This window comes from Acinetobacter sp. HA, from assembly GCF_000264725.1.
Classification (GTDB): Bacteria; Pseudomonadota; Gammaproteobacteria; order Pseudomonadales; family Moraxellaceae; genus Acinetobacter; species Acinetobacter schindleri.
Window position 1 is genome coordinate 40,914 of the sequence record NZ_AJXD01000074.1, and the last position, 21,299, is coordinate 62,212.

Genomic DNA, 21,299 nt, shown 5'->3' on the forward strand with positions numbered 1-21,299 from the left:
CCGAAGGTTTGCCCTTTTCTCAAAATTACAGTTTATTCTTCTGAATCATCTTCAGCTGGTACTTCATTTTTGCTCCAGTGAGGCATCAAAGATCAGAATTGCTTTACCATCCGTTTCGATCATGCCTTGCTCTTCAAGGGTTTTCAGTACGCGACCGACCATTTCACGGGAACAACCTACAATACGGCCAATTTCCTGACGGGTAATACGGATCTGACGGCCATTTGGCAAGATCATCGCTTCAGGCTGAGCTGAAAGATCAATCAGACAACGTGCGATACGACCAGAAACATCAATAAATGCCAGGTCAGTTACTTTACGTGTCGTATTCTTCAGACGGCGAACCAGTTGGGCAAAGACCGCATAACTCAAGTCAGGATATTGTTTGCTCAGTTCATGGAAGTTTTCGTAGCTAATCTCTGCAATTTCACAAACGTCACGCGTACGCACTTCTGCAGTACGTTGTGGATTTGCTTCGAATAAGCCCATTTCCCCAAAAAAGTCACCCGCGTTCAAATATGCCACGACAATTTCACGCTCATCATCTTCACGAAGAATGATCGATACAGACCCCTTCAGAATCAAATATAAAGATTTAGATTCTGTTCCTGCATCAACGATCGTTGTACGTTTTGGGTAACGGTTGATATATGCACGTTTTAATAATGCCTTCACGGATTCTGGCAATTGTCCCGGAGAAAGTGCATCTGTGCTTAATTGTGAAAAGTTTGAAGTCATGCTAGCAGTTCCAAATAAGGATAATTTTTAGATCGCACAAGACCTAATGTGAACTTGTCACACAGTGGGAATGAAATTCCTTATCAACCCAATTTATGTTAGTGTACAGTTACTTCGTAAATTTATAGCTTTTTTTAGGTAGTTGCAATGCAAACAAGCGTTCATTGGTTAGAGAATGTTGCTTTTGAAGCAAAAACGCAAAGTGGTCACAGTATCGTCATGGACGGATCGCCAGAATACGGTGGTGAGAACCGTGGTCCTCGTCCAATGGAACTTCTATTAACCGGTTTGGGTGGTTGTGCTTCGTTTGATATTGTCACCATTTTAAAGAAAGCGCGTCAGGACATTACTGATGTTCGCTGTGAACTCAATGCAGAACGTGCCGACGCGATTCCTGCAGTATTTACGAAGATTCACCTGCATTTTGTGGTGACAGGTAAAGGCATTAAAGAGAAACAAGTGGCTAAGGCTGTCGAGCTTTCTGCCGAAAAATACTGCTCAGCCAGCAGAATGCTGTCTGATGGCGGTGTGGAAATTACGCACGATTTTGAAATTATTGAAGCTGAATAATCTGGCTGATCTAGTTATAAAAGCGGTCCCTCAGACCGCTTTTTCTTTATCTGTTCTTTGATATCAGACCAACACCATTTAGACAGATTGAGAGGTCGAATAAGTCGAACCATCCTCAAAAATCACCTGCTTTTCAGGCCATCTAAGAGCCGCTAATTTGCTTGAAAATTCTCGTTGCTGCTGCCGATCCAGATAGCGTTTCCCGACTGAATAATCCACACAGAACACATTTTGCTTATGCCCAAACCACTGTAGCGGATCAATCTGCTGAAACAGGCCAGCTTTCACTTCAGCCAAGTCAAATTTACGCCAGTAATGACCAATAATGACGGGAATATCCTCCTGATAATCCTCCCACCAAGGCAGACGGTCTTTCATACGCCATTTGCCGCCGGCATAAATGGGCTTATCTGTCATATATTCGGCACCAGAGGTCAATACTTTGATTGGATTATACATCTGCTCAATCCATTCCTTTTGTGCCAGATATTTCAGCCAGGGAATATCGCTATTCGGATCAGTGAGCGCTTCACGAAACTGCTCTGCTTCTTGGCATGCCTGTTCTGTAATACCTGCATCATTAATGTGTTGCTGGGTCTGCTGGACAAAATGTTCATAGGCTTCAAGTAAATGCAGCTTGTCCAGTGCTTTTAGTTGTTGAATGGAGTGTGTATCCCAGCAGGCATGCACAACCCGAATTTGATCTGATTCCAGTGCAATGGGTAAAGTTTGCAGAAATTGTAGAATCCACTGCTGGTCTTCTGGCGTAGCAGGTACAGAGTAAAAAGATTTATGGTCATCCATATGGGGTGAGCCAAAATACCAGCCATTGCCTTCACGATAGGATTGATTTAGCAGGTTCAGCTCATGGTTACCCAGCACACAGTAGGCATGGCCCCGCTCCATTAGAATCTTCACTTGCTGAATTACCGCGACGCTGTTTTGCCCACGGTCACAAAGATCACCCACAAAGATCAGCTTACGCTGTTCTGGATGCTCACCTTTAAGATTATAGCCCATGACATGTAAGAGACTGTTTAAGGCGTCGATCTCACCATGAATATCACCCACAATGTCGAACCGATCTCCCTGAATAGGCTGGATGAACTGATATGACATTCAGACACCTCCTCGACATTTGAGTCCTGCAATTACTCAGACTGAGTATTAATCTAATTCTTTCAATATATTCATTATATTGTCTATACCTTTAATCGGGTGTTCAAGCTAAATTTTTGGGGCGTTCAAAACGAACCATCTTCTTATCTATATGAAATGGCTGTTTATTCATTTCACCTATAGCTCTAAAGGCTGATGCTTCGACAATAAAGCATCCCTTTAGTTTTCATCATGGTAAATAAAAACCGGTGCCTAAGCACCGGTTTTTATTTCAGTTCACTAAGCTGATAGTCAGTGCAGCTTCTAATTAAGCCTGTAGTGATTCAATGATCTGGTTCAATGTCGCACTTGGACGCATTACAGCATTTACTTTCGCAGGATCAACTGCGTAGTAACCACCGATGTCTACAGTTTTACCTTGAACAGTATTCAGTTCTTCAACGATTTTCGCTTCGTTTTCAGCCAAGGCTTGTGCGATAGGCGCGAATTTCGCTTTCAATTCTGCATCTTGATCTTGTGTAGCAAGCTCTTCAGCCCAGAATTTAGCCAGGTAGAAGTGGCTACCACGGTTGTCTAACTCGCCAGTACGACGTGATGGAGACTTGTCATTGTCAAGCAATTTACCAGTCGCAGCATCAAGTGTGTTTGCAAGTAGTTTCGCACGTGGATTATTTTCTTTAATACCCATTTCTTCTAGAGAAACAGCAAGTGCCAGGAACTCGCCTAAAGAATCCCAACGTAAGTGGTTTTCTTCTACCAGCTGTTGTACATGCTTAGGTGCAGAACCGCCCGCACCAGTTTCGTACATGCCGCCACCCGCCATTAATGGCACGATAGAAAGCATTTTCGCAGAAGTACCCAGTTCCATGATTGGGAACAAGTCAGTCAGGTAGTCACGCAGGATGTTACCAGTTACTGAAATAGTATCCAGGCCACGAGCAACACGTTCAAGCGTATAACGCATCGCACGTACTTGAGACATGATCTGGATGTCTAGACCGTCAGTATCATGATCTTTCAAATAAGTTTGAACTTTCTTGATCAGTTCGTTTTCGTGTGGACGGTACGGGTCAAGCCAGAAGATTGCAGGCATGCCAGAGTTACGTGCACGCGTTACAGCAAGTTTTACCCAGTCGCGGATCGGTGCGTCTTTCACCTGACACATACGCCAGATATCGCCTTCTTCCACGTTCTGAGACATCAACACTTCACCTGTTTCCAGATCAGTGATGTTCGCAATACCTGCTTCAGGAATTTCGAAAGTCTTGTCGTGTGAACCGTATTCTTCAGCTTTTTGCGCCATCAAACCAACGTTAGGTACAGTACCCATTGTACGTGGATCGAAGTTACCATTCCATTTACAGAAGTTGATCATTTCCTGGTAAATACGTGCGAAAGTAGATTCAGGCATTACCGCTTTACAGTCGTAAGGTTTGCCGTCAGCACCCCACATTTTACCACCACCACGGATCATTGCAGGCATAGAAGCATCTACAATAACGTCGTTTGGAGAATGGAAGTTAGTGATACCTTTCGCAGAATCAACCATTGCAAGCGCTGGACGGTGTTCTTGACAAGCATGTAAGTCACGGATGATTTCTTCACGTAAAGAAGTCGGAAGTGTTTCAATCTTTTCGTAAAGTCCAGCCATACCGTTGTTTACGTTAATGCCTAGCTCATCAAACAGTTTACCGTGTTTCTCAAACGCTTCTTTGTAGTAAATGCGCACACAGTGACCGAATACGATCGGGTGTGACACTTTCATCATGGTCGCTTTAACGTGTAGAGAGAACAGGATGCCTGCTTCTTTACAGTCATCTAATTCTTTTTCATAGAAGTCACAAAGCGCTTTTTTGCTCATGAACATGGAGTCAATGATTTCGCCGTCTTGAAGCGCAACTTTTGGCTTAAGAACAATGGTTTCACCAGACTTAGTGATCAATTCCATTTTCACGTTATGTGCGCGATCTAAAGTCATCGACTTTTCACCGTGGTAGAAGTCACCTTCATCCATATGTGAAACGTGAGTTTGTGACCACTGTTTCCACTCGCTCATAGAGTGCGGGTGTTTTTTCGCGTAGTTTTTAACGGCAGTTGGGGCACGACGGTCAGAGTTACCTTCACGTAATACCGGGTTTACAGCAGAACCGAGGCATTTACCGAAACGTGCTTTAAGTGCTTTTTCTTCTTCAGTAGTTGGGTTTTCTGGGTAATCAGGAATTGCATAGCCCTTAGACTGAAGCTCTTTAATACATGCTGTTAACTGAGCTACAGAAGCACTGATATTAGGTAGTTTAATAATATTTGTGCTTGGATCTTGTGTAAGACGGCCTAGCTCAGCAAGGTTGTCAGCTACTTTCTGTTCTTCAGTCAGGTAGTCTGAGAATTCTGCGAGCACGCGTGCTGCAACAGAGATGTCAGTTTTGACAATCTCAACGCCAGCAGGCTTAGTAAAGGTCTCAATGATCGGCAGTAGCGAGTAGGTCGCCAACAATGGCGCCTCGTCGGTCAGTGTGTAAATGATTGTTGACTTTCCACCAGCCATATATAGCCCCTTGCGTTTGATAGAGTTTTGAGGATCAAGCTTTTGACTCAGACCCTGTGAACCGATATGTTTGCATTAAACCTTGAGAGTATCGTATCTCCTTGCTTTACAGTCAACGAAATATCATTTCAAGTTGTGATTTTGCTGAAAAATTATACAATTTGTTGCAATTTTCTATTGATTATAATCCAATCAATTTCCTCATCTTTCATATACAAAAAATCTATTATTCTTATTCTGCCTATTTCTAAAGAATATTTAGCAGTTTTTCTAATATATAGTTTTTTTAGAGCTGATAAGTTCTAATGAATCCTTAGGTTTACTCAGGTTATTCACCGTATAGAAAATAGCTTTTTTATAAATACCTTTACTTTAAAAAGCCAAATAGACTATTCATCATCATCATTTTTAGCACTATTTCAGGGCGATCAAAGTTTTTAACTATTAAAAGAGACAAAAAAACGATGAATAGTTTTGTTCAGTGTTGGACTTAATGACAGACTACTTAAAACATCTTGGTCAATTTAAACAAAATCTGAATATGTTAGCAAAAATGATGATTTTACTGTTTTTAATTTTATTCTGATCATAGTGTTTTAGATGGATAAATCGGCAAATTTAAGTTAAAAAATATACTTTTTTTATTTATCACTAATCTACTCTAGGATTGTAATTTTGAGATGTTCATAAGGGGTGTTGCTCTACTTTTAACACAATAAATTATTGTAGATATTTGTTATAAAAAAGCCGTCGGCTACAAAACTGAAGGTGGAAAGAAGTCAGTAAAAGAAAGGCATTTAGATAGCAAATTAAAGCAATTCAAGTAAAGTTAAATATAGTTAGCTATCAGTACACATCCTAGCGATCATGTTCTGATGGACGTGGTTTGATTCAATATTAAAGAGCAACAGGCCTTGTTATTCATTGCTCTTTTCTAGATTTATGAATCAGTGTTAATGCTTAGGCTATTTTCCAATCCTGTCTTTTATTCAATGCCCTTTATAGCGTCCCGGTCGATGATTAATCGCCAGAAAACTTCCCATGATCACTGCTGCCAGAATTGACCAAAGCACTTTATCAAATGGCACAATCCAGAGTGCAAGTAGCACCACAATACAGTCAATTACCATCTGTACATTGCCTGCTTTCATACCCCACTTTTCCTGTGCATATAGGGAAATGATGGTTGCACCACCGAGACTGGATTTATGTCGGGCCAAGAACAGCACACCGGTTCCCATCAGAAAGCCACCTGCAATCGCGGCAAAAGCTGGATGCAAATAATCAATATGCAAATACCGAGGTGCAATAAAGGTAATCAGAGAGAGTAAAGCGACAGAAATAAAAGTCTTAAGCGTAAATTCCCTGCCAATATATTTCCAGGCGAACCAGTAAAAAGGGATATTGATCACAAAATAGATTAGACTGAAAGACCAGCCTGTGGCGTAATGCAGCACAAAGGCAAGCCCTGCGGTACTGCCGGTCAATAAGCCCGCCTGAGCAAACATGGTCATACAGATACTGACAAACAGAGAACCTGAAAATAAGGCCTGTAGGTCTTCAAAAAAAGTATGTTTTCTGGTCTCCTGCGGTGCAGGATGACGCGTGGGGTAAATCACCCGAGGATTAGATTGAATTGCCATATACGCTAACCTTTAAAACTCTTTTTCGCTTGTGGCGAAGCCGAGGGTTTAATTTAGGCTCTGCACTTCTGGCACAGAACCTGACGGTATGTTGTTATTGCAATTTGCTTGCCAGCAACAGGCACCAAAAACTGATTTTTATATAAAATTTATCATTCTCTATGTCAAAAGATATTTGGTACTAGACTTAGATTAATACATTGATCTGTCCAGGAGAAAAAGAAATTGTGAACTAATGCTTCTAAACAAGCATTAACATTTATAAAGCACTTATTAGGGTTATTAGCGAGTCATTAAAACCACTTACATCGGCAACAATTTTTTAAATCAGCCGAGCTATAAATACAACAGACTTGGGAGGTTGGGTTTTTATAATAGAAAAAATATCCAATAACGTGATTCATGAAGAAGTAGGTAAACTCTTATGGCAAATCCAGATGAAAACAAAGAACTTGAGGAAGCATTGAACGAAGAATTTCCTGAGGAGGAATTAGACCCGCAAGAAAAGCAGGATCGGGAAATTCAACGTGGTCAATTAGGTATAGATAAAGATCCCCAAGTTAAACGCGACCAGATCCGTCAAAGACATGAGGATGAAGAAGATGAGAATCCCTAGCTAATCATCTTTATGGTATTGCAGGCCTTTAGCATTATATTTGGCTTGAACTACCCTACCCCCTGAAAAATCCTGAAAATACAGGTCTGTCCCTCTGCTTTGGATACTTTTTGAAAAACTAATCTTATTAGAACATGAGCGACATGATCAAAAATCAGAATAGTCATGTTCTTATAATGATGAATGAGTCATTCCTTCGCTTCTTTCTCAACCCTTTGTATTCTGGTATCACTTTGAATCAGGCCATCGACCAGATGGTACGATCACAGGTGGCTGATAAACGCGGATCATGGATGACTAAAAGTACGGCACAATCCCGTTCCTGATGCACCTTACGAAATAGCGCAAACATTTCTTCCGCAGTTTGTGTATCCAGATTTCCAGTGGGTTCATCCGCCAGCAATAAAGCTGTATTGGTAATTAATGCACGAGCAATCGCAACACGCTGTTGCTGTCCACCAGACAGCTCATTCGGTTTACGATCAGCAAACTTTTCCAGTCCAACTGCTGCCAGTAATTCACGTGCCTGATCAATTGACTGTTGATCGGGTCTGCCGTGGGTCAACATTAATGGCATTAAAATATTATTAAGTGCAGTAAATGCCTGAATCAGATGGTGAAACTGGAAAACAAAGCCAATACTGTTGCCTCGTAGTGCAGTCCGTTCTGTATCTGTCATTTTACTGGTCGGCTGACCAAGCAGATATAATTCACCACTGCTCGGCTGATCCAGTAATCCCAGAATATTCAATAAGGTACTTTTTCCTGAACCTGAAGGACCAATCAGTGCAGCAAAATCCTGACGTTCAATACATAGGTCAATACCGTGCAAAACTTCCACTTCATTTGGTTGACCAATATTATAAGATTTTCGCAGCGCCTCTAAACGCAAAACTTCTTGAAACTGCTCAGACATGACGAATCGCCTCCACTGGGTCCAAGGCTGCTGCACGACGTGCTGGTATAGCGGCTGCCAGTACACCGGTCAAAGTTGCCAATAACAGTGCTAGAAGTACCAGTTCAATAGGTACTGGAATATAAAACAGGCCTGGGCCAAAATTATTAAAAATCCATACCAGGCCATAACTGGCAGAACTGCCGATTGCCGAACCGATAAGCCCAAAAATCGCCCCCTGAAACAGGAATACTCTTAAAATTTGTGTTTGGGTTGCACCAGTCGCGCGTAAGATTCCAATTTCCCGGGTTCGTTGCACCACGCTAACTGACATGACACTGGCAATACCAAAAGCGACTGAAACGGCGACGAAAATAATAATCATATTGGTCGAGAGACTTTGTGAGGAAATCGCATTCATCAACTGCGCATTGGTTTCAATCCAGCTTTCAGCCTGCAAGGATGTCAGGCGTCCTACCTGATCCGCAATCTGATCTGCCTGAAAAAGGTCCGTTACCCGCAGATCAATTACCGTCACCCCACCCGGCAACAGCAACAAAGACTGTGCCTGTTTCAAATCCAGATAGATATAGCGTGCATCCAGTTCACGCACCCCTAACTCAAAAATCCCGGCAATATTTACCAAGGTACTTTCTTGCTGCCCGGTATCCAGCCGTAATTTACTCCCTACCTGCACACCAAGATCTTTAGCCAATTCACTGCCAATCACGACATCATCCGCACCAATCCTTAACTGACCGCTCTGTAAGTATTCTTTTAAAGGAATAATCTGCTGATAACGTTCCAGATCAATCCCAACCAGTGCAACAGATTCGATCGCATCCCCACGCTGGACCAGAGCCGGTCCAGAAACAACAGGTGATACTGCAGTCAGAACGGGCAATTGATCCAGTGTCGTTACAATTTGCTGCCAGTTATTGATGGAACGTAAACGTTGTGCGCGCTTATCTTCCAATACAAGCTGAATAATACCTTCTTTGGTTGGCGCGACCTGATTGACTTCATCTGGAGACAATAAACGGATATGTGCTTGGGTCCCTAAAGTCCGGTCAATCAGATTGGATTGCAAACCTTGAATCAATGCTGTAATAAATACAATCACAGCCACGCCCACTGCGACTCCGACAGTGATCATGATGGATTGTGATCGGCCTTCACGTAAGAAACTGACCGCAATTTTCCATTCGGTCCATAGCCGTCCGAAAAAGTTTTTCAATCGAGTTTCACCGGTATTTCGTTTTTAGTATTGTTTTGATTGGCAGGATTTTCAGTTAGGATATTTTGCGGTTTTATCCGCACTCGTGCGCCATCTTCTAAAGAAGCGTCCGGATTAGCCAGTACCTGATCACCCTCCTTCAAACCTGAAATTACTTCAGCACGATCCAGACCACGCAAGCCTAATGTGACTTGTTGACGTTGAACCTTACCATTGCGTACCAGTAGTACTGTCGCTTTATCTCCTTTAAGACCGGTAAGCGCATCATTAGGTATGGCTAAAGCTCGCTCGCGGCGACCCGTTTCTACATTGACTGAAACCGTCATATCCTGACGTAGAAAATCAGGTACCGGATCTACAGTAAGTTTAAGCTCAACTGTGCCACGTTGCGGATCGATACTTGGAGCAATAAAGCTAATCCATGCAGGGAAAGTGTACTCGGGATAGGCATCAGCAATCACCGTTGCTTTTTGCTCTAAAGCCAGTCGCGATAAATTACGTTCATCCAATGGAACGCGAATTTCGGTATTGCCATTAATGGCAATAGTAAATAAGGTCTGTCCTGGCTGAACCAGATCACCCGGCTCTACATCGCGAGTCAGTACTGTGCCTGCGACCGTCGCACGAATTTTGGTTTTGTCCAGTTGAGCCTTAGCAACTGCAAGCTGCTCGCGCAATGAGGCTTCTTCAACCTGTCCCTGTGCCAATGCAGCTGCCTTGAGTCGTGCGGTTTCGAAGTTATTGCGTGCGACCCTTTCCGCTTCGACTGCCTGTTCAATTTCTTCAGCCGAAAGAATGCCTGGCTCGGCATTACGTCGACGGTTGGCTTCACGGCTGGCCTGCTCAAGTTGAGCTTTGGCCGAGGCTAATTCTGCTGCGGCCTGTGGACGTCGACTTGTGGCTAATTCGGTCAGTGCAACTTCTGCCTGCCGCACCTGGGCAGCCAATTCATCTGATTTCAATACGACCAACAGATCGCCTGGTTTAACTTGATCACCTTCCTGAACGCGTCGTTCCAGCACAACACCAGCAAGCTCACTGCCAATGTCAGCACGAGATACCGTTGCCACACGTCCTGTTGCTACTACATTTTGTACTAATGGCATCGCCTTTAAGGTATAGCTCGGCAATTCCGGTCCTTTCCACCAGCGCAAAAGTACAAAACCCGCTATCAGGACCAGTAATATAACAATCAGAATTTTATAGCGGGCAGCACGCACATGGACATCTCCGAGGATTTTTAACTGCATATTCAATTAAAAAGGTGTAGAAGTATTTAGTTGTTTCGTAATCTTTAATTTATAACAAGTTTTTATGATGATTTCATATACCAGTTTATTTAACATTCTTTCATAGTTTCAATTAAACTGTAAAATTATTCTTTTTGAATCTGCCCAGATTCATTTTTTGTATCAGACATTATAAAGCAAGAAAATATTACTCATGAAGATCATCGTCTTAGCTACTCAAAAAAGGGTTCATAAGCATATTACTTATAAACCCTTGCACCTAGTTCCTATAAACTGATCACCTATTAAAATGTAACCCGCTCATATCGACGATATTCAGGCTTCCAGAAATTCGCTTCAATTGCTTCTTTCAACGTTTCTATAGTTGCCTGAGGAGCCACCCCATCTTGTATTGCCGCTTGCGCAACTCTTAATGCAATCACCTTGGAAATCTGCTGAATCTGATCCAATTCAGGCAACAAATCTGCTTTCGGATCTTTCAATTTCGGTGAGCATTCAGCTAATGCATTACTTGAGGCCATTAACATATTATTGGTCACTCGCTTCGCTCCAGATGCAATTACACCTAATCCAATCCCAGGGAAAATATAGGAGTTATTACATTGCGAAATGTTATAAATCTCCCCCTGATAGTTGACGGGTGTAAATGGACTACCTGTAGCAATTAATGCTTTCCCATCTGTCCACTGGATAATATCTGAAGGAACCGCTTCCACTTTGGAAGTTGGATTAGACAATGGGAAAATAATCGGATGCTCACAGTGCTCAGCCATCGCTGTAATGACATCTTTACTGAATAAGCCCGGCTGTCCAGATACACCAATAAGAACGGTAGGTTTCGCAAATTTCACTACATCAAGTAATGAAATCGTACTTTCCGCATCTGCCCATTTGGTGATATTTTTTGGATCCTGAGCTAATTTTCGCTGGAAATCTAAAAGATTTGGCTGATTTTCTGTAATCAGACCAAAACGATCCACCATGAAAACACGTTTACGTGCCTGAGCATCCGTTAATCCTTCTGCTACCATCTGGGCAATAATCTGCTCCGCAATACCACATCCTGCAGAACCTGCTCCGAGGAAAGCTACGGTTTGGTCTTTCAGTTGTTTATTAGAAGCATGTGATGCTGCAATCAGGCTACCCACTGCAACTGCAGCCGTCCCTTGAATATCATCATTAAAACAGCATGCTTGATCACGATATTTTTCTAATAATGGCATCGCATGATGTTGAGCAAAATCTTCAAATTGAATCAGGACATTTGGCCATCTTTTTTGAACGGCATGAATGACCTGATCAACAAAATTGAAATACTCATCGCCACTAATACGCGGTTTACGCCAGCCCATATAGATCGGATCATTTAAGAGCTGTTGATTATTGGTTCCCACATCCAGCGTAATTGGCAATGTATAAGCCGGACTGATTCCCCCACATGCAGTATATAAGGCTAATTTTCCAATCGGAATGCCCATTCCTCCGATCCCTTGATCACCCAAACCTAAAATCCGCTCACCATCTGTAATCACCACGACTTTGACATTTCTGCGATTGACATTATGTAAAATCTGATCAATGCCCTCACGGTCAGCATAGGAAATAAATATCCCACGATGCCGGCGATAAATATCTGAAAAGCGCTGACATGCCTCGCCTACCGTTGGGGTATAAATGATGGGCATCATTTCACTTAAATGATTTTCAATTAAATGATAAAACAGCGTTTCATTGGTATCTTGAATGTTACGCAGATAAATGTGCTTATTAATATCATCATTAAAAGAACAGTATTGCTGATAAGAACGTTGACTTTGTTCTTCAATAGACTCAATGACATGAGGGATAAGCCCATGTAAATTAAAACTCTTTCTTTCTTCTTCGGTAAAAGCAGAACCTTTGTTTAGAAGAGGCAGCTCAAGTAACGTATATCCTGCGTATGGCACATAAAGAGGACGTTTCTCTATCTGATTTTTAGTCACTTTACTTGACTCACTTCTGGAATTTGGCATAACTCTCTAAAAATAGCTGAATAAGTTCTATATTTTTATCTTATCGCTATTTCTAATATTTTAGATATTTTAATAATTAATACTAATAAAATGAGTATTTAGTAAATTAATGTCTTACAAAAATATCAGCAAACAAATTATTTTTTATGCATACTTTAAAAGATCCTATGTTTTTCTTTTTTAAAATTAGGTAATATCAAAAAAATACTCAAGCTTATAAACCAATAAAATCAATTACATAAAATAATTTAATAAGTTAAAAACAGATTCAAATCAAATAGAAATTTTGCGCTAATGACTATATATTAACCAGTTCTATTTTTAATACATTATTTTATTAAATTTTACATATCCTCATATTTTTAATTATTGCTTTAGAAGCATAAATTCGCCTTAATTAAATAGAGAAAAATTATTATTTTTTAAAAAATCTCAAAAAAACAGGAAATTATAATTAAGGATGAAATAAGTTATTGTTTCTAATAAGCAAGGAATTAGTAATAATTTATAATTTGTTGAAGATTTTATCTAAAAAATAATCTATAAAAAACCTAATGCTTAGAGAGGAAATAGCAAAATCAGAATAATAAAAGAAGAATTTATATATGACTAAATTAGATTATATAAAAAGGCTTAAAATAAAAAATGTTATAGTATTTAGAAGTTTTAAAATTTTGGTAGGTATATCCAGACTCGAACTGGAGACCTCTACGATGTCAACGTAGCGCTCTAACCAACTGAGCTATACACCTAGAATGTTACGCATATTATAAATTTTTGAATCTTAAGACAAGTTTTTTCCTTTATTTTTCAGTGTATATGCACATTTTTTAAGCAAGTATCTGAATTTATTAATATCCTTTTGGTCAGGCTTATAAGCTGAAAATTGATTTCTCTCATAGATTTGTATAGCTTCATAAAAAGACGTAACCTGATCTGAGCTTAAGGAAGCTGATATTCGAAGCATCCACTGTTTAAATGTTTCAGCCGGTTGCTTACGCATCTGAATAAGCAGGGAACGATTAAGCTGCTCTATGGCTAGCTCGAATGGTGAATTCTGTCTTCGCTTTTGAATATAAATCCATAAGAAATAAGATGCGATCAAAGATGCAATACCTATTATAAGTATCCACACAGCTGCATAAGCAGAGTTCAAGCCAAGTTTAGACATCCAGCTGCGTTGTGAATCTGCATTATAACCGACCACCTTACTTTGCCACTGATAACTGGCATAGTCACTCCATATCCTCAACTTGGTCATAAACTGATATTGCTGTGTTGTCCATGTTCTACCCTCACCTAAAACTGCTGAATTTTCAGACATCAAGTTTTGCATACCATTATCAATACGTTGTGGGGCAATAATGGCAGTAGGATCAATCCGCTGCCATTGCTGGTTCACCCAGACTTCAGTCCAGGCATGCGCATCCATCTGGCGCACTTCCCAACTCTTACCATCAGGTGCGAGTGAACCACCTTGATACCCCGTGACCACACGTGCTGGTATTCCTGCATAACGCATCAGCATGACAAAAACTGGAGGCATAATGTTCACAGAAACCACGGCGCGCATTAAACAGAAATTCATCCACCCGGTTTTGGCCTAATGTTCCTGGAGTTAAGGTATATACAAAATTATTCGCCCGGTACCAGTTCAACACATTTTGGATATAGCGCTGTTGACTACCCTCGCTCTGTTTCACTAAATTTGCCGCCAGTGCCTGAGTTTGAGAATTATATTGAGCAGGGGTTCGGGTATTTATATATTGCAGATAGTTAGTATTTAAATTAGGCTGCTCTACTTCTGTTCCTACCCAGCGAAGCTGAACAGGTTCCACGCGCTGAGTTAAACGACGCGGTACAATTCCCCAATCATAACGGTTATAATAACGACGCTCTAAAGGGACTGATTTATCCAATCCCATCACCCAGAGTACGGACGGATCTGAAGCCAAATACTGATAATCCCAGCCCGATGCCAATGAGGCAGAATCATTCTGTTGGCGGATTTGTGGCTGCTGATTGATTGCACTACTGGTCCAGGTTTGACCATCATATTCATCTAATACCAAGGCACGCCAGTATAATTCTGCACGTGGAGGTAGCTTGCTTACATCGCCTATAATTCGAAATGCTAATGCACTCGACTGAGATAACTGTGCAATATCCCCCGGAGACATCCTGTCACTAATTCCGGTGACCCCTTTATTTTCAGGAATGGGGATATGCCACATCGGTGGCAAACGTGGAAAAAAGATAAAGAGTAAAATAAAAAATGGCAGTGCATAGAGTACAAATTTGCCGACATGTTTAACATCTTGTTTTAATGCGTTCTCCTGAGCCTGTAAATCCTGCTCAAATTCACCTACCTGAATACGATATAAGCCAATGAAACAGCTTAGTAAGCACAGCAGAATCCCAAAAGCCATGATAAAATACTGGCTATACAGGAAAGTACTCGCCGCCACAAACAGGGCAAAGTTAAATAAAATAATCAGGTCACGTTTAGTACGGGTTTCAAAAGCCTTGGCAAATAAGAAAGTGGAGAGCACGGCAACACCTGCATCTACACCCAAAAAACTTTGATGCGTAAAATAAATAACTGCAAGTGCTACGACTGTCAGCAACAGGGTCCATTTTTTAGGAAAAGTCTTTTGCTTTCTCAGATTCAGCCAGAGCAATACCAGCATCAGGGCAAAGATGATGCTGAGTCCTGCAGGCAAATAACTCACCTGTACAACCAGAATTAAACTGAGACTGAGCAAAATGGCTGTGCGGATATTTGCATTCATCATGTCTATCCTCTTAAGCCTGTGCCAATAAGAGTTTGGCCTGATGCATCTGTTCAGCGCCATAACCTGAAGCCAGTTCTACATGGGGCAAATGCAGGCTATAGGCCAATTGCTGTTGTTCACATTGTTCGATCAGCCCCATCATCCATTCCAGCTTTTCTTCATGTGATGGGCTTGGCATATGTGCATAATGAATCTCTATACTGTGCTGGTTCTGATATTGTTCAAAGACTTTAATATATAAACCCTGCCCACGGGCTACCTGTTTCCAGGAAACAGCCTGCAATGATTCCCCTGCCTGATAACTTCGTAGTTCTCGAAACTCATCCATTTCTGGCTCAAAACTTGGCAAATGCTGCTTATTTTCAGCAGTCGAATACTGGGCTTTCGGTGCTACCCATGCAAAGCGCTGGTGATAAAGATAGGTCCAAGCTCTTACCAGTCCAAAAGGATAGACTGAATAAATCTGGATTGCTGGATAAACAAACTTTCCACGCTGTTCAGCATAAAAGGAAAGGCTAAATTTTTGCCTGGTCTGATTGACCAATACCTTATAAAGCTGTTCACCTGCCTGAATATACAGGTATCGTGATTGCGCGACTGGTTGCTGAAAATGGAAATGTAGATTCAGGTCGTGTCCCACCTGCCCGATTTCATCTGTAAGCAGTTCGATACTCAATCCGTGCAGCTGTTTAAAAGTCAGATAAAAACTGATACACAGCACGGCACTGATCAGAAAGCAAAAACCTAGAGTCAGGTTATTGGCATAATTTACACCTGCAATAAAGGTGATGAAAATGAGTACCAGATACAGATAGCCCTGCTGATAGATAAAGACCAGCACATCACGTTGTGAGAGCTGTTTTTGCTGTGCAAACTGAAAACGTTTACTTAACCAGTTCTGCCAAAACTTTCCCAAGATCTGGCTCCTAGCTTATCGCCACTTGCTGCATGAGATTTAAGGTTTCTGCCTCACTCAACCCTAAACGATGCGAAGCCACTGCCACAAACACAGCTTGTACATCATCCGGTGTGACGAAAGCACGATTCTCAATCAAAGCATGTGCCTGAGCTGCCCGTTTTAATGCCAATAAGCCACGTGTTGATAATCCATAACGGTTTTTTCGGGTTTCTTCAGCCAGATCTAGCAAATATTCCTGTATGGGTTCGCTGATATAGATCTGATTAACCAGTCGCTGCAGCTCTAAAATTTGCTCCTCACGGAACACATGCGCCAAGGTGGCAATCAGGGCAAAGCGGGATTCTTGCTGCAATAACAGTTTTTCTGCATGTCGGGATGGATAACCTAAAGATAAACGCATCAAGAACCGATCTAGCTGGGATTCTGGCAAAGCATACGTTCCGCTCTGGAATAATGGATTCTGTGTTGCAATCACCCAAAATGGTTTAGGCAAGGCATAACGTACTCCATCGACTGTCGCATAACCTTCTTCCATCGCTTCCAGCAAAGCACTTTGGGTTTTGGGGCTGCAACGGTTAATTTCATCTGCCAGAAGAATCTGGGTAAAGATTGGACCCTGCTTAAACTCAAATTGATGTTCTTTCTGATTAAACATGTTGATGCCAATTACATCGCTGGCCAGCATGTCATTGGTAAACTGAATCCGTTGAAACTTTAAGCCGGCAAGATGAGATAGACTGCTTGCCAATGTGGTTTTACCTAAACCCGGTAAATCCTCAAACAGAACGTGTCCACCAGCAATCAGGCAACACAATGCCAGTCGGGTTTGTGCCTGTTTATCCAGCACAATTGCATTAATTTCTTTAAGGAATTTTTCAATACTGGGAGCATAGCTGGCAATCTGCTGTTCAAGCTGAGTATTTATGTGCGCTATATCATGATTTGCTTTTTGCTTTATGCCCCACATCACAAATTTTCTCATTAAAATAGATACTTGTGATTAACATACACTGAATTTAAACCACACTAAAGATCAATAATATATCTTTACACTGAGTCATTTACCTAATCATCAAAAATATCAAATAAAAAGTGGTTCATTTAAAAGTTTCAATCTCGGAAATTAACTTCTCTAAAGTTAGAAGCTGCTTAAAATATATTCCAATCCTTCAGTAAAGATAAATTACCTCAAGCAATCTAATTAGGTTGCTCTACATTTCCAAAGTCACGAAACGAATTTATCATTCTCATTTTTACAGGTATAAAAGCCATATCTTAAAAGTATATTTTTAAGCTATTTGTATAAAGTTTAAACTTGATGATAAATATAAATCAGCGCATAGACTTGTATAACCATCTAATATCTTATCTTTCTAGATTTTGTAAAATGTAAAAAAAGCGCCCCGAAAGGCGCTGTTTTTATTGATTCATTAACATGGACATTTTTTCATGCCACCGCCAGCAGAGGGATAACGTGCATCCACACAATGACGATAGAAAGTTTTGGCATCCATCGCTTCCAAATCTGGATGATGTTTTTTTCATATGTTCCAGATAGGTCTGATAATCCGGTACTCCAACCATCAAACGGAAACTCTGCTGCAAACGTTGCCACAGCGTCGCGATACGTGACCAGTTTTTCGGATTCAGGATTAAATCCTTTTGCGACATGACGGTCATTTTAATGATCTTGTAGATCACCGCTTTTCCGCCTTTGGCAAATTTCAGATTCATACCAGTCTCCTTAGTGATGTGCTGTAGGTTTGATCTCAGCAGGATCACGATAAATCGCTTCAGCTTCATGTACAGTTGGTTCCGGATTTGCCAAAGCACGGCGAATCACACCAATTGCAGCAAACAGCATGACGAAAGCAACAATCATAAAGAAAGCACATAGACCCGCATTGATCTGATTCGACAATGCTACTGTGTGCATCTCAGCCACGGTTTTTGCTGGTGCCAGAATTTCATTATTGGCAATTGCCGTGTTAAAACGGTCAGCTTGCGCAAGGAAACCGATCTTCGGATTTTCATGGAAAATCTTCTGCCAGCCCGCAGTCATTGAGGTAATGAACAGGAATACAGTTGGAATAATCGTCACCCAAACGTATTTCTGTTTTTTCATTTTGAACAGAATCACAGTACCCAGAATGAGTGCCATTGCAGCCAGAATCTGGTTACCGATACCAAACAGTGGCCATAAGCTGTTAATCCCACCGAGTGGATCGACAACGCCTTGATAAACGAAGAAGCCCCAGCCTGCAACTGCAACCGCAGTACCCAACAGGTTTCCGAAGAAGTTATGAGATTGTTTTACTGCAGGAATCACGATACCCACGGTATCCTGCACCATAAAGCGACAGGCACGAGTACCGGCATCAACAGCAGTCAGGATGAATAATGCTTCAAACAGAATCGCAAAGTGATACCAGAATGCCATCATTTCACGGCTATTGAAGATTTCGGTAATGATATGCGCCATACCAATCGCGAAAGTCGGTGCACCACCAGTACGCGACAGAATCGAGTTTTCACCGACTTCCTGTGCCAGCAAAGTCAAGGCTTCAGGGGTTACTACGAAACCAAGGGTTCGTACTGCTTCTGCTGCACTTTCTGCCGTAGTACCAAGTAATGCGACTGGCGAGTTAATCGCGAAGTAAATGCCTGGATCCAGAATCGCAGCACAGATCAAGGCCATGATCGCCACAAAAGATTCCATTAACATACCGCCATAACCGATCATACGGATATCGCGTTCGTTGTTGACCAGCTTTGGTGTGGTTCCTGATGAAACCAGTGCATGGAAACCGGAAATCGCACCACAGGCAATGGTAATAAACAGGAATGGGAACATTGAACCTGCAAATACAGGACCAGTACCATCAATAAATTTGGTAATTGCTGGCAGTTTCATTTCTGGCATCGCGAACAGAATACCAATCGCCAGACCCGCAATCACGCCAATTTTCAGGAAGGTAGATAAGTAATCACGCGGTGCAAGTAACAACCATACCGGCAATACAGAAGCAATGAAACCGTAGATAATCAATGCCCAAGTCAGTTCAGTACCTGACAAGGTAAAGAATGGACCCCAGTATGGGTGTTGAGCAATATTTTCACCGTAGATAATGCCGAACATCATCAACACGAAACCAATAATGGAGACTTCTGCGATTCGTCCTGGACGGATAAAGCGCATGTAAATACCCATAAATATTGCAATCGGAATCGTCGCAGCAATACTGAATACACCCCATGGGCTGTTGGTTAAGGCTTTGACAACGACTAGCGCCAATACCGCCAGGATGATAATCATCACGCCTAAGGCACCGAGCATGACAATAATACCGGCAAAAGTACCTAGTTCCTGTTTTGCCATTTCACCCAGTGAACGACCGTCACGACGAGTTGAAATAAACAGTACCAGAAAATCCTGAACTGCACCGGCAAGTACCACACCGACTAATAACCAAATAGTCCCGGGCAAATAACCCATCTGTGCTGCAAGGATTGGACCGACTAAAGGGCCCGCACCGGCAATCGCAGCAAAATGGTGACCGAATAACACGCTTTTATTGGTCGGCACATAATCCAGACCATCACTCAGACGATGGGCAGGTGTTAAACGGCGTGCATTCAGTTCAAAAACTTTATTGGCAATAAATAAACTGTAGAAACGGTAAGCGATGCTGTACACACAGGCTGCGGCCAGTACCAGCCAGACTGCATTCACATGCTCACCACGACTGAGTGCAAGTATCCCGAAGGAGACTGCCCCGACTATGGCTACCAGGAGCCAGATGATTTTCGAAGTCATGGTTGACTTCTGTTGTAAAGTTTCCATTCCATCCCTCATATTGTGAAGCATATAAATCAGCGTGATTTTTTTATTCGAGGTACTGCTGTTTTCCCTTGCGACTTTACGCTTGTTCCTTTCGAATTCCTCTAAGACTTTGGCATAAAAAAGGGGATGATTTTCATCATCCCCTTTGATAATAGTCTATTTTCAGACCATTATGCACGTTCTAGGTATTCACCTGTACGTGTATCAACACGAACTTTATCTTCTTGCTGAACAAATAATGGAACACGTACTACCGCACCTGTTTCCAGTTTCGCTGGCTTACCGCCACCGCCCGAAGTATCACCACGTACACCTGGATCAGTCTCAACGATTTGCAATACCACAAAGTTTGGTGCATTCACTGTTAAAGGAACGCCATTCCAAAGCATGATGGTACATTTTTCATTAGAGTCATCTTTTAACCATTTTGCTGCATCGCCCATCGCGATTTTATCTGCTGCAATCTGTTCAAAAGATACTGGATCCATGAAGTTCCACATTTCGCCATCGTTGTACAAGTATTCCATTTCTACTTCTACGATGTCAGCAGCTTCTAGTGAGTCACCAGACTTAAATGTTTTCTCTAACACTTTACCTGATTTAAGGTTACGTAATTTTACGCGGTTGAAGGCTTGGCCTTTACCTGGTTTTACGTATTCGTTTTCCATGATTGAACATGGGTTACCATCAAGCATAACCTTAAGGCCTGACTTGAAATCATTCGTAGAATAATAGGCCATGACTGGCGCACTCCAAACTTACTAACTTTAATCTATTGATGCTATGGGCTGTTGCAATGTCATTTAGCAAGTCTGACACGAACATGTAGTTGCCACATGCACATTCATTTAATGTTGCGTATTCTAAATGACCAATACACTATGCCGCAACGAAAAATTCCTATTTAACAGACCTTCACTGACTAAGTTACAGTCAGACATATCAATGAACAAATTATTCAGGCCCTACCATCTGCTGATCATTAAGACAAAGCTTTATATAATCTGCTCAACTAATATGTCAAACTTTATCCAATACAAGCACATTCATACTATATATAAACTGTTAAACTAATCGCTTCAGCTTCATCGCTTCCACTTTTACTTTTATTCTTCC

Annotated in this window: 13 protein-coding genes, 1 tRNA gene and 3 pseudogenes; 2 read left to right on the top strand and 15 right to left on the bottom strand. The window is 41.6% G+C overall.

Translation table 11 applies throughout. The features are described from left to right. Positions 1 to 63: 63 nt before the first annotated feature. Positions 64 to 738, bottom strand: a complete 675-nt coding sequence (crp, locus tag HADU_RS11295) for a cAMP-activated global transcriptional regulator CRP (RefSeq protein ID WP_008306566.1) — start codon at positions 736 to 738, stop codon at positions 64 to 66. 147 nt (positions 739 to 885) lie between these two features. Between crp and HADU_RS11300 the strand changes: the two genes are divergently transcribed. Then, a complete protein-coding gene (locus HADU_RS11300; RefSeq protein ID WP_008306567.1) occupies positions 886 to 1,308 on the top strand; it encodes an OsmC family protein in 423 nt (140 codons plus the stop codon). Between the two features lie 78 nt (positions 1,309 to 1,386). On the opposite strand, the gene HADU_RS11305 is transcribed toward HADU_RS11300, so the two are convergent. The 3 genes from HADU_RS11305 to HADU_RS11315 form a co-directional block, all read right to left on the bottom strand. Next, the gene (locus HADU_RS11305) at positions 1,387 to 2,427 is read right to left on the bottom strand and encodes a metallophosphoesterase (RefSeq protein WP_008306569.1); all 1,041 of its coding nucleotides are present in this window, start codon (positions 2,425 to 2,427) and stop codon (positions 1,387 to 1,389) included. Positions 2,428 to 2,734: 307 nt separating this feature from the next. Next, positions 2,735 to 4,972, bottom strand: a complete 2,238-nt coding sequence (locus tag HADU_RS11310) for an NADP-dependent isocitrate dehydrogenase (RefSeq protein WP_008306571.1) — start codon at positions 4,970 to 4,972, stop codon at positions 2,735 to 2,737. A gap of 989 nt (positions 4,973 to 5,961) precedes the next feature. Then, the gene (locus HADU_RS11315; RefSeq protein ID WP_008306573.1) at positions 5,962 to 6,615 is read right to left on the bottom strand and encodes a YitT family protein; all 654 of its coding nucleotides are present in this window, start codon (positions 6,613 to 6,615) and stop codon (positions 5,962 to 5,964) included. Positions 6,616 to 7,039: 424 nt separating this feature from the next. Here HADU_RS11315 and HADU_RS11320 point away from each other — a divergent pair, with 424 nt between their 5' ends. After that, positions 7,040 to 7,231 (top strand): hypothetical protein, encoded by a 192-nt coding sequence (locus HADU_RS11320; protein WP_008306574.1) that lies wholly within the window; start codon positions 7,040 to 7,042, stop codon positions 7,229 to 7,231. A 188-nt stretch (positions 7,232 to 7,419) separates the two neighbouring features. Here HADU_RS11320 and HADU_RS11325 read toward each other — a convergent pair. From HADU_RS11325 to efp, 11 genes and pseudogenes are all read right to left on the bottom strand, one after another. Continuing rightward, a pseudogene (locus HADU_RS11325) lies at positions 7,420 to 8,147 on the bottom strand (ABC transporter ATP-binding protein). Further along, positions 8,140 to 9,363 (bottom strand): ABC transporter permease, encoded by a 1,224-nt coding sequence (locus HADU_RS11330; protein WP_005221575.1) that lies wholly within the window; start codon positions 9,361 to 9,363, stop codon positions 8,140 to 8,142. The pseudogene HADU_RS11325 and the gene HADU_RS11330 overlap by 8 nt, the downstream one beginning before the upstream one ends. Then, complete coding sequence (locus HADU_RS11335; RefSeq protein WP_008306585.1) at positions 9,360 to 10,583, bottom strand: efflux RND transporter periplasmic adaptor subunit; 1,224 nt, start codon at positions 10,581 to 10,583, stop codon at positions 9,360 to 9,362. Before HADU_RS11335 ends, HADU_RS11330 begins: the two co-directional genes overlap by 4 nt. Before the next feature lie 314 nt (positions 10,584 to 10,897). Continuing rightward, positions 10,898 to 12,625, bottom strand: a complete 1,728-nt coding sequence (locus HADU_RS11340; RefSeq protein ID WP_034592862.1) for an NAD-dependent malic enzyme — start codon at positions 12,623 to 12,625, stop codon at positions 10,898 to 10,900. A gap of 675 nt (positions 12,626 to 13,300) precedes the next feature. Then, positions 13,301 to 13,377, bottom strand: a tRNA-Val gene (locus HADU_RS11345). A 32-nt stretch (positions 13,378 to 13,409) separates the two neighbouring features. Further along, positions 13,410 to 15,420, bottom strand: a pseudogene (locus tag HADU_RS11350) (transglutaminaseTgpA domain-containing protein). Positions 15,421 to 15,430: 10 nt separating this feature from the next. Then, complete coding sequence (locus HADU_RS11355; RefSeq protein ID WP_004894108.1) at positions 15,431 to 16,336, bottom strand: DUF58 domain-containing protein; 906 nt, start codon at positions 16,334 to 16,336, stop codon at positions 15,431 to 15,433. Between the two features lie 10 nt (positions 16,337 to 16,346). Further along, positions 16,347 to 17,306 (bottom strand): AAA family ATPase, encoded by a 960-nt coding sequence (locus HADU_RS11360; protein ID WP_008306589.1) that lies wholly within the window; start codon positions 17,304 to 17,306, stop codon positions 16,347 to 16,349. Between the two features lie 463 nt (positions 17,307 to 17,769). Then, positions 17,770 to 18,073 (bottom strand): annotated as a pseudogene (locus HADU_RS11365) (YbdD/YjiX family protein). A gap of 10 nt (positions 18,074 to 18,083) precedes the next feature. Beyond that, entirely contained in the window at positions 18,084 to 20,183 is a 2,100-nt protein-coding gene (locus tag HADU_RS11370) for a carbon starvation CstA family protein (protein ID WP_008306591.1), read from the bottom strand. Positions 20,184 to 20,353: 170 nt separating this feature from the next. Next, positions 20,354 to 20,923 (bottom strand): elongation factor P, encoded by a 570-nt coding sequence (gene efp / locus HADU_RS11375; RefSeq protein ID WP_004810438.1) that lies wholly within the window; start codon positions 20,921 to 20,923, stop codon positions 20,354 to 20,356. Positions 20,924 to 21,299: the final 376 nt, after the last annotated feature.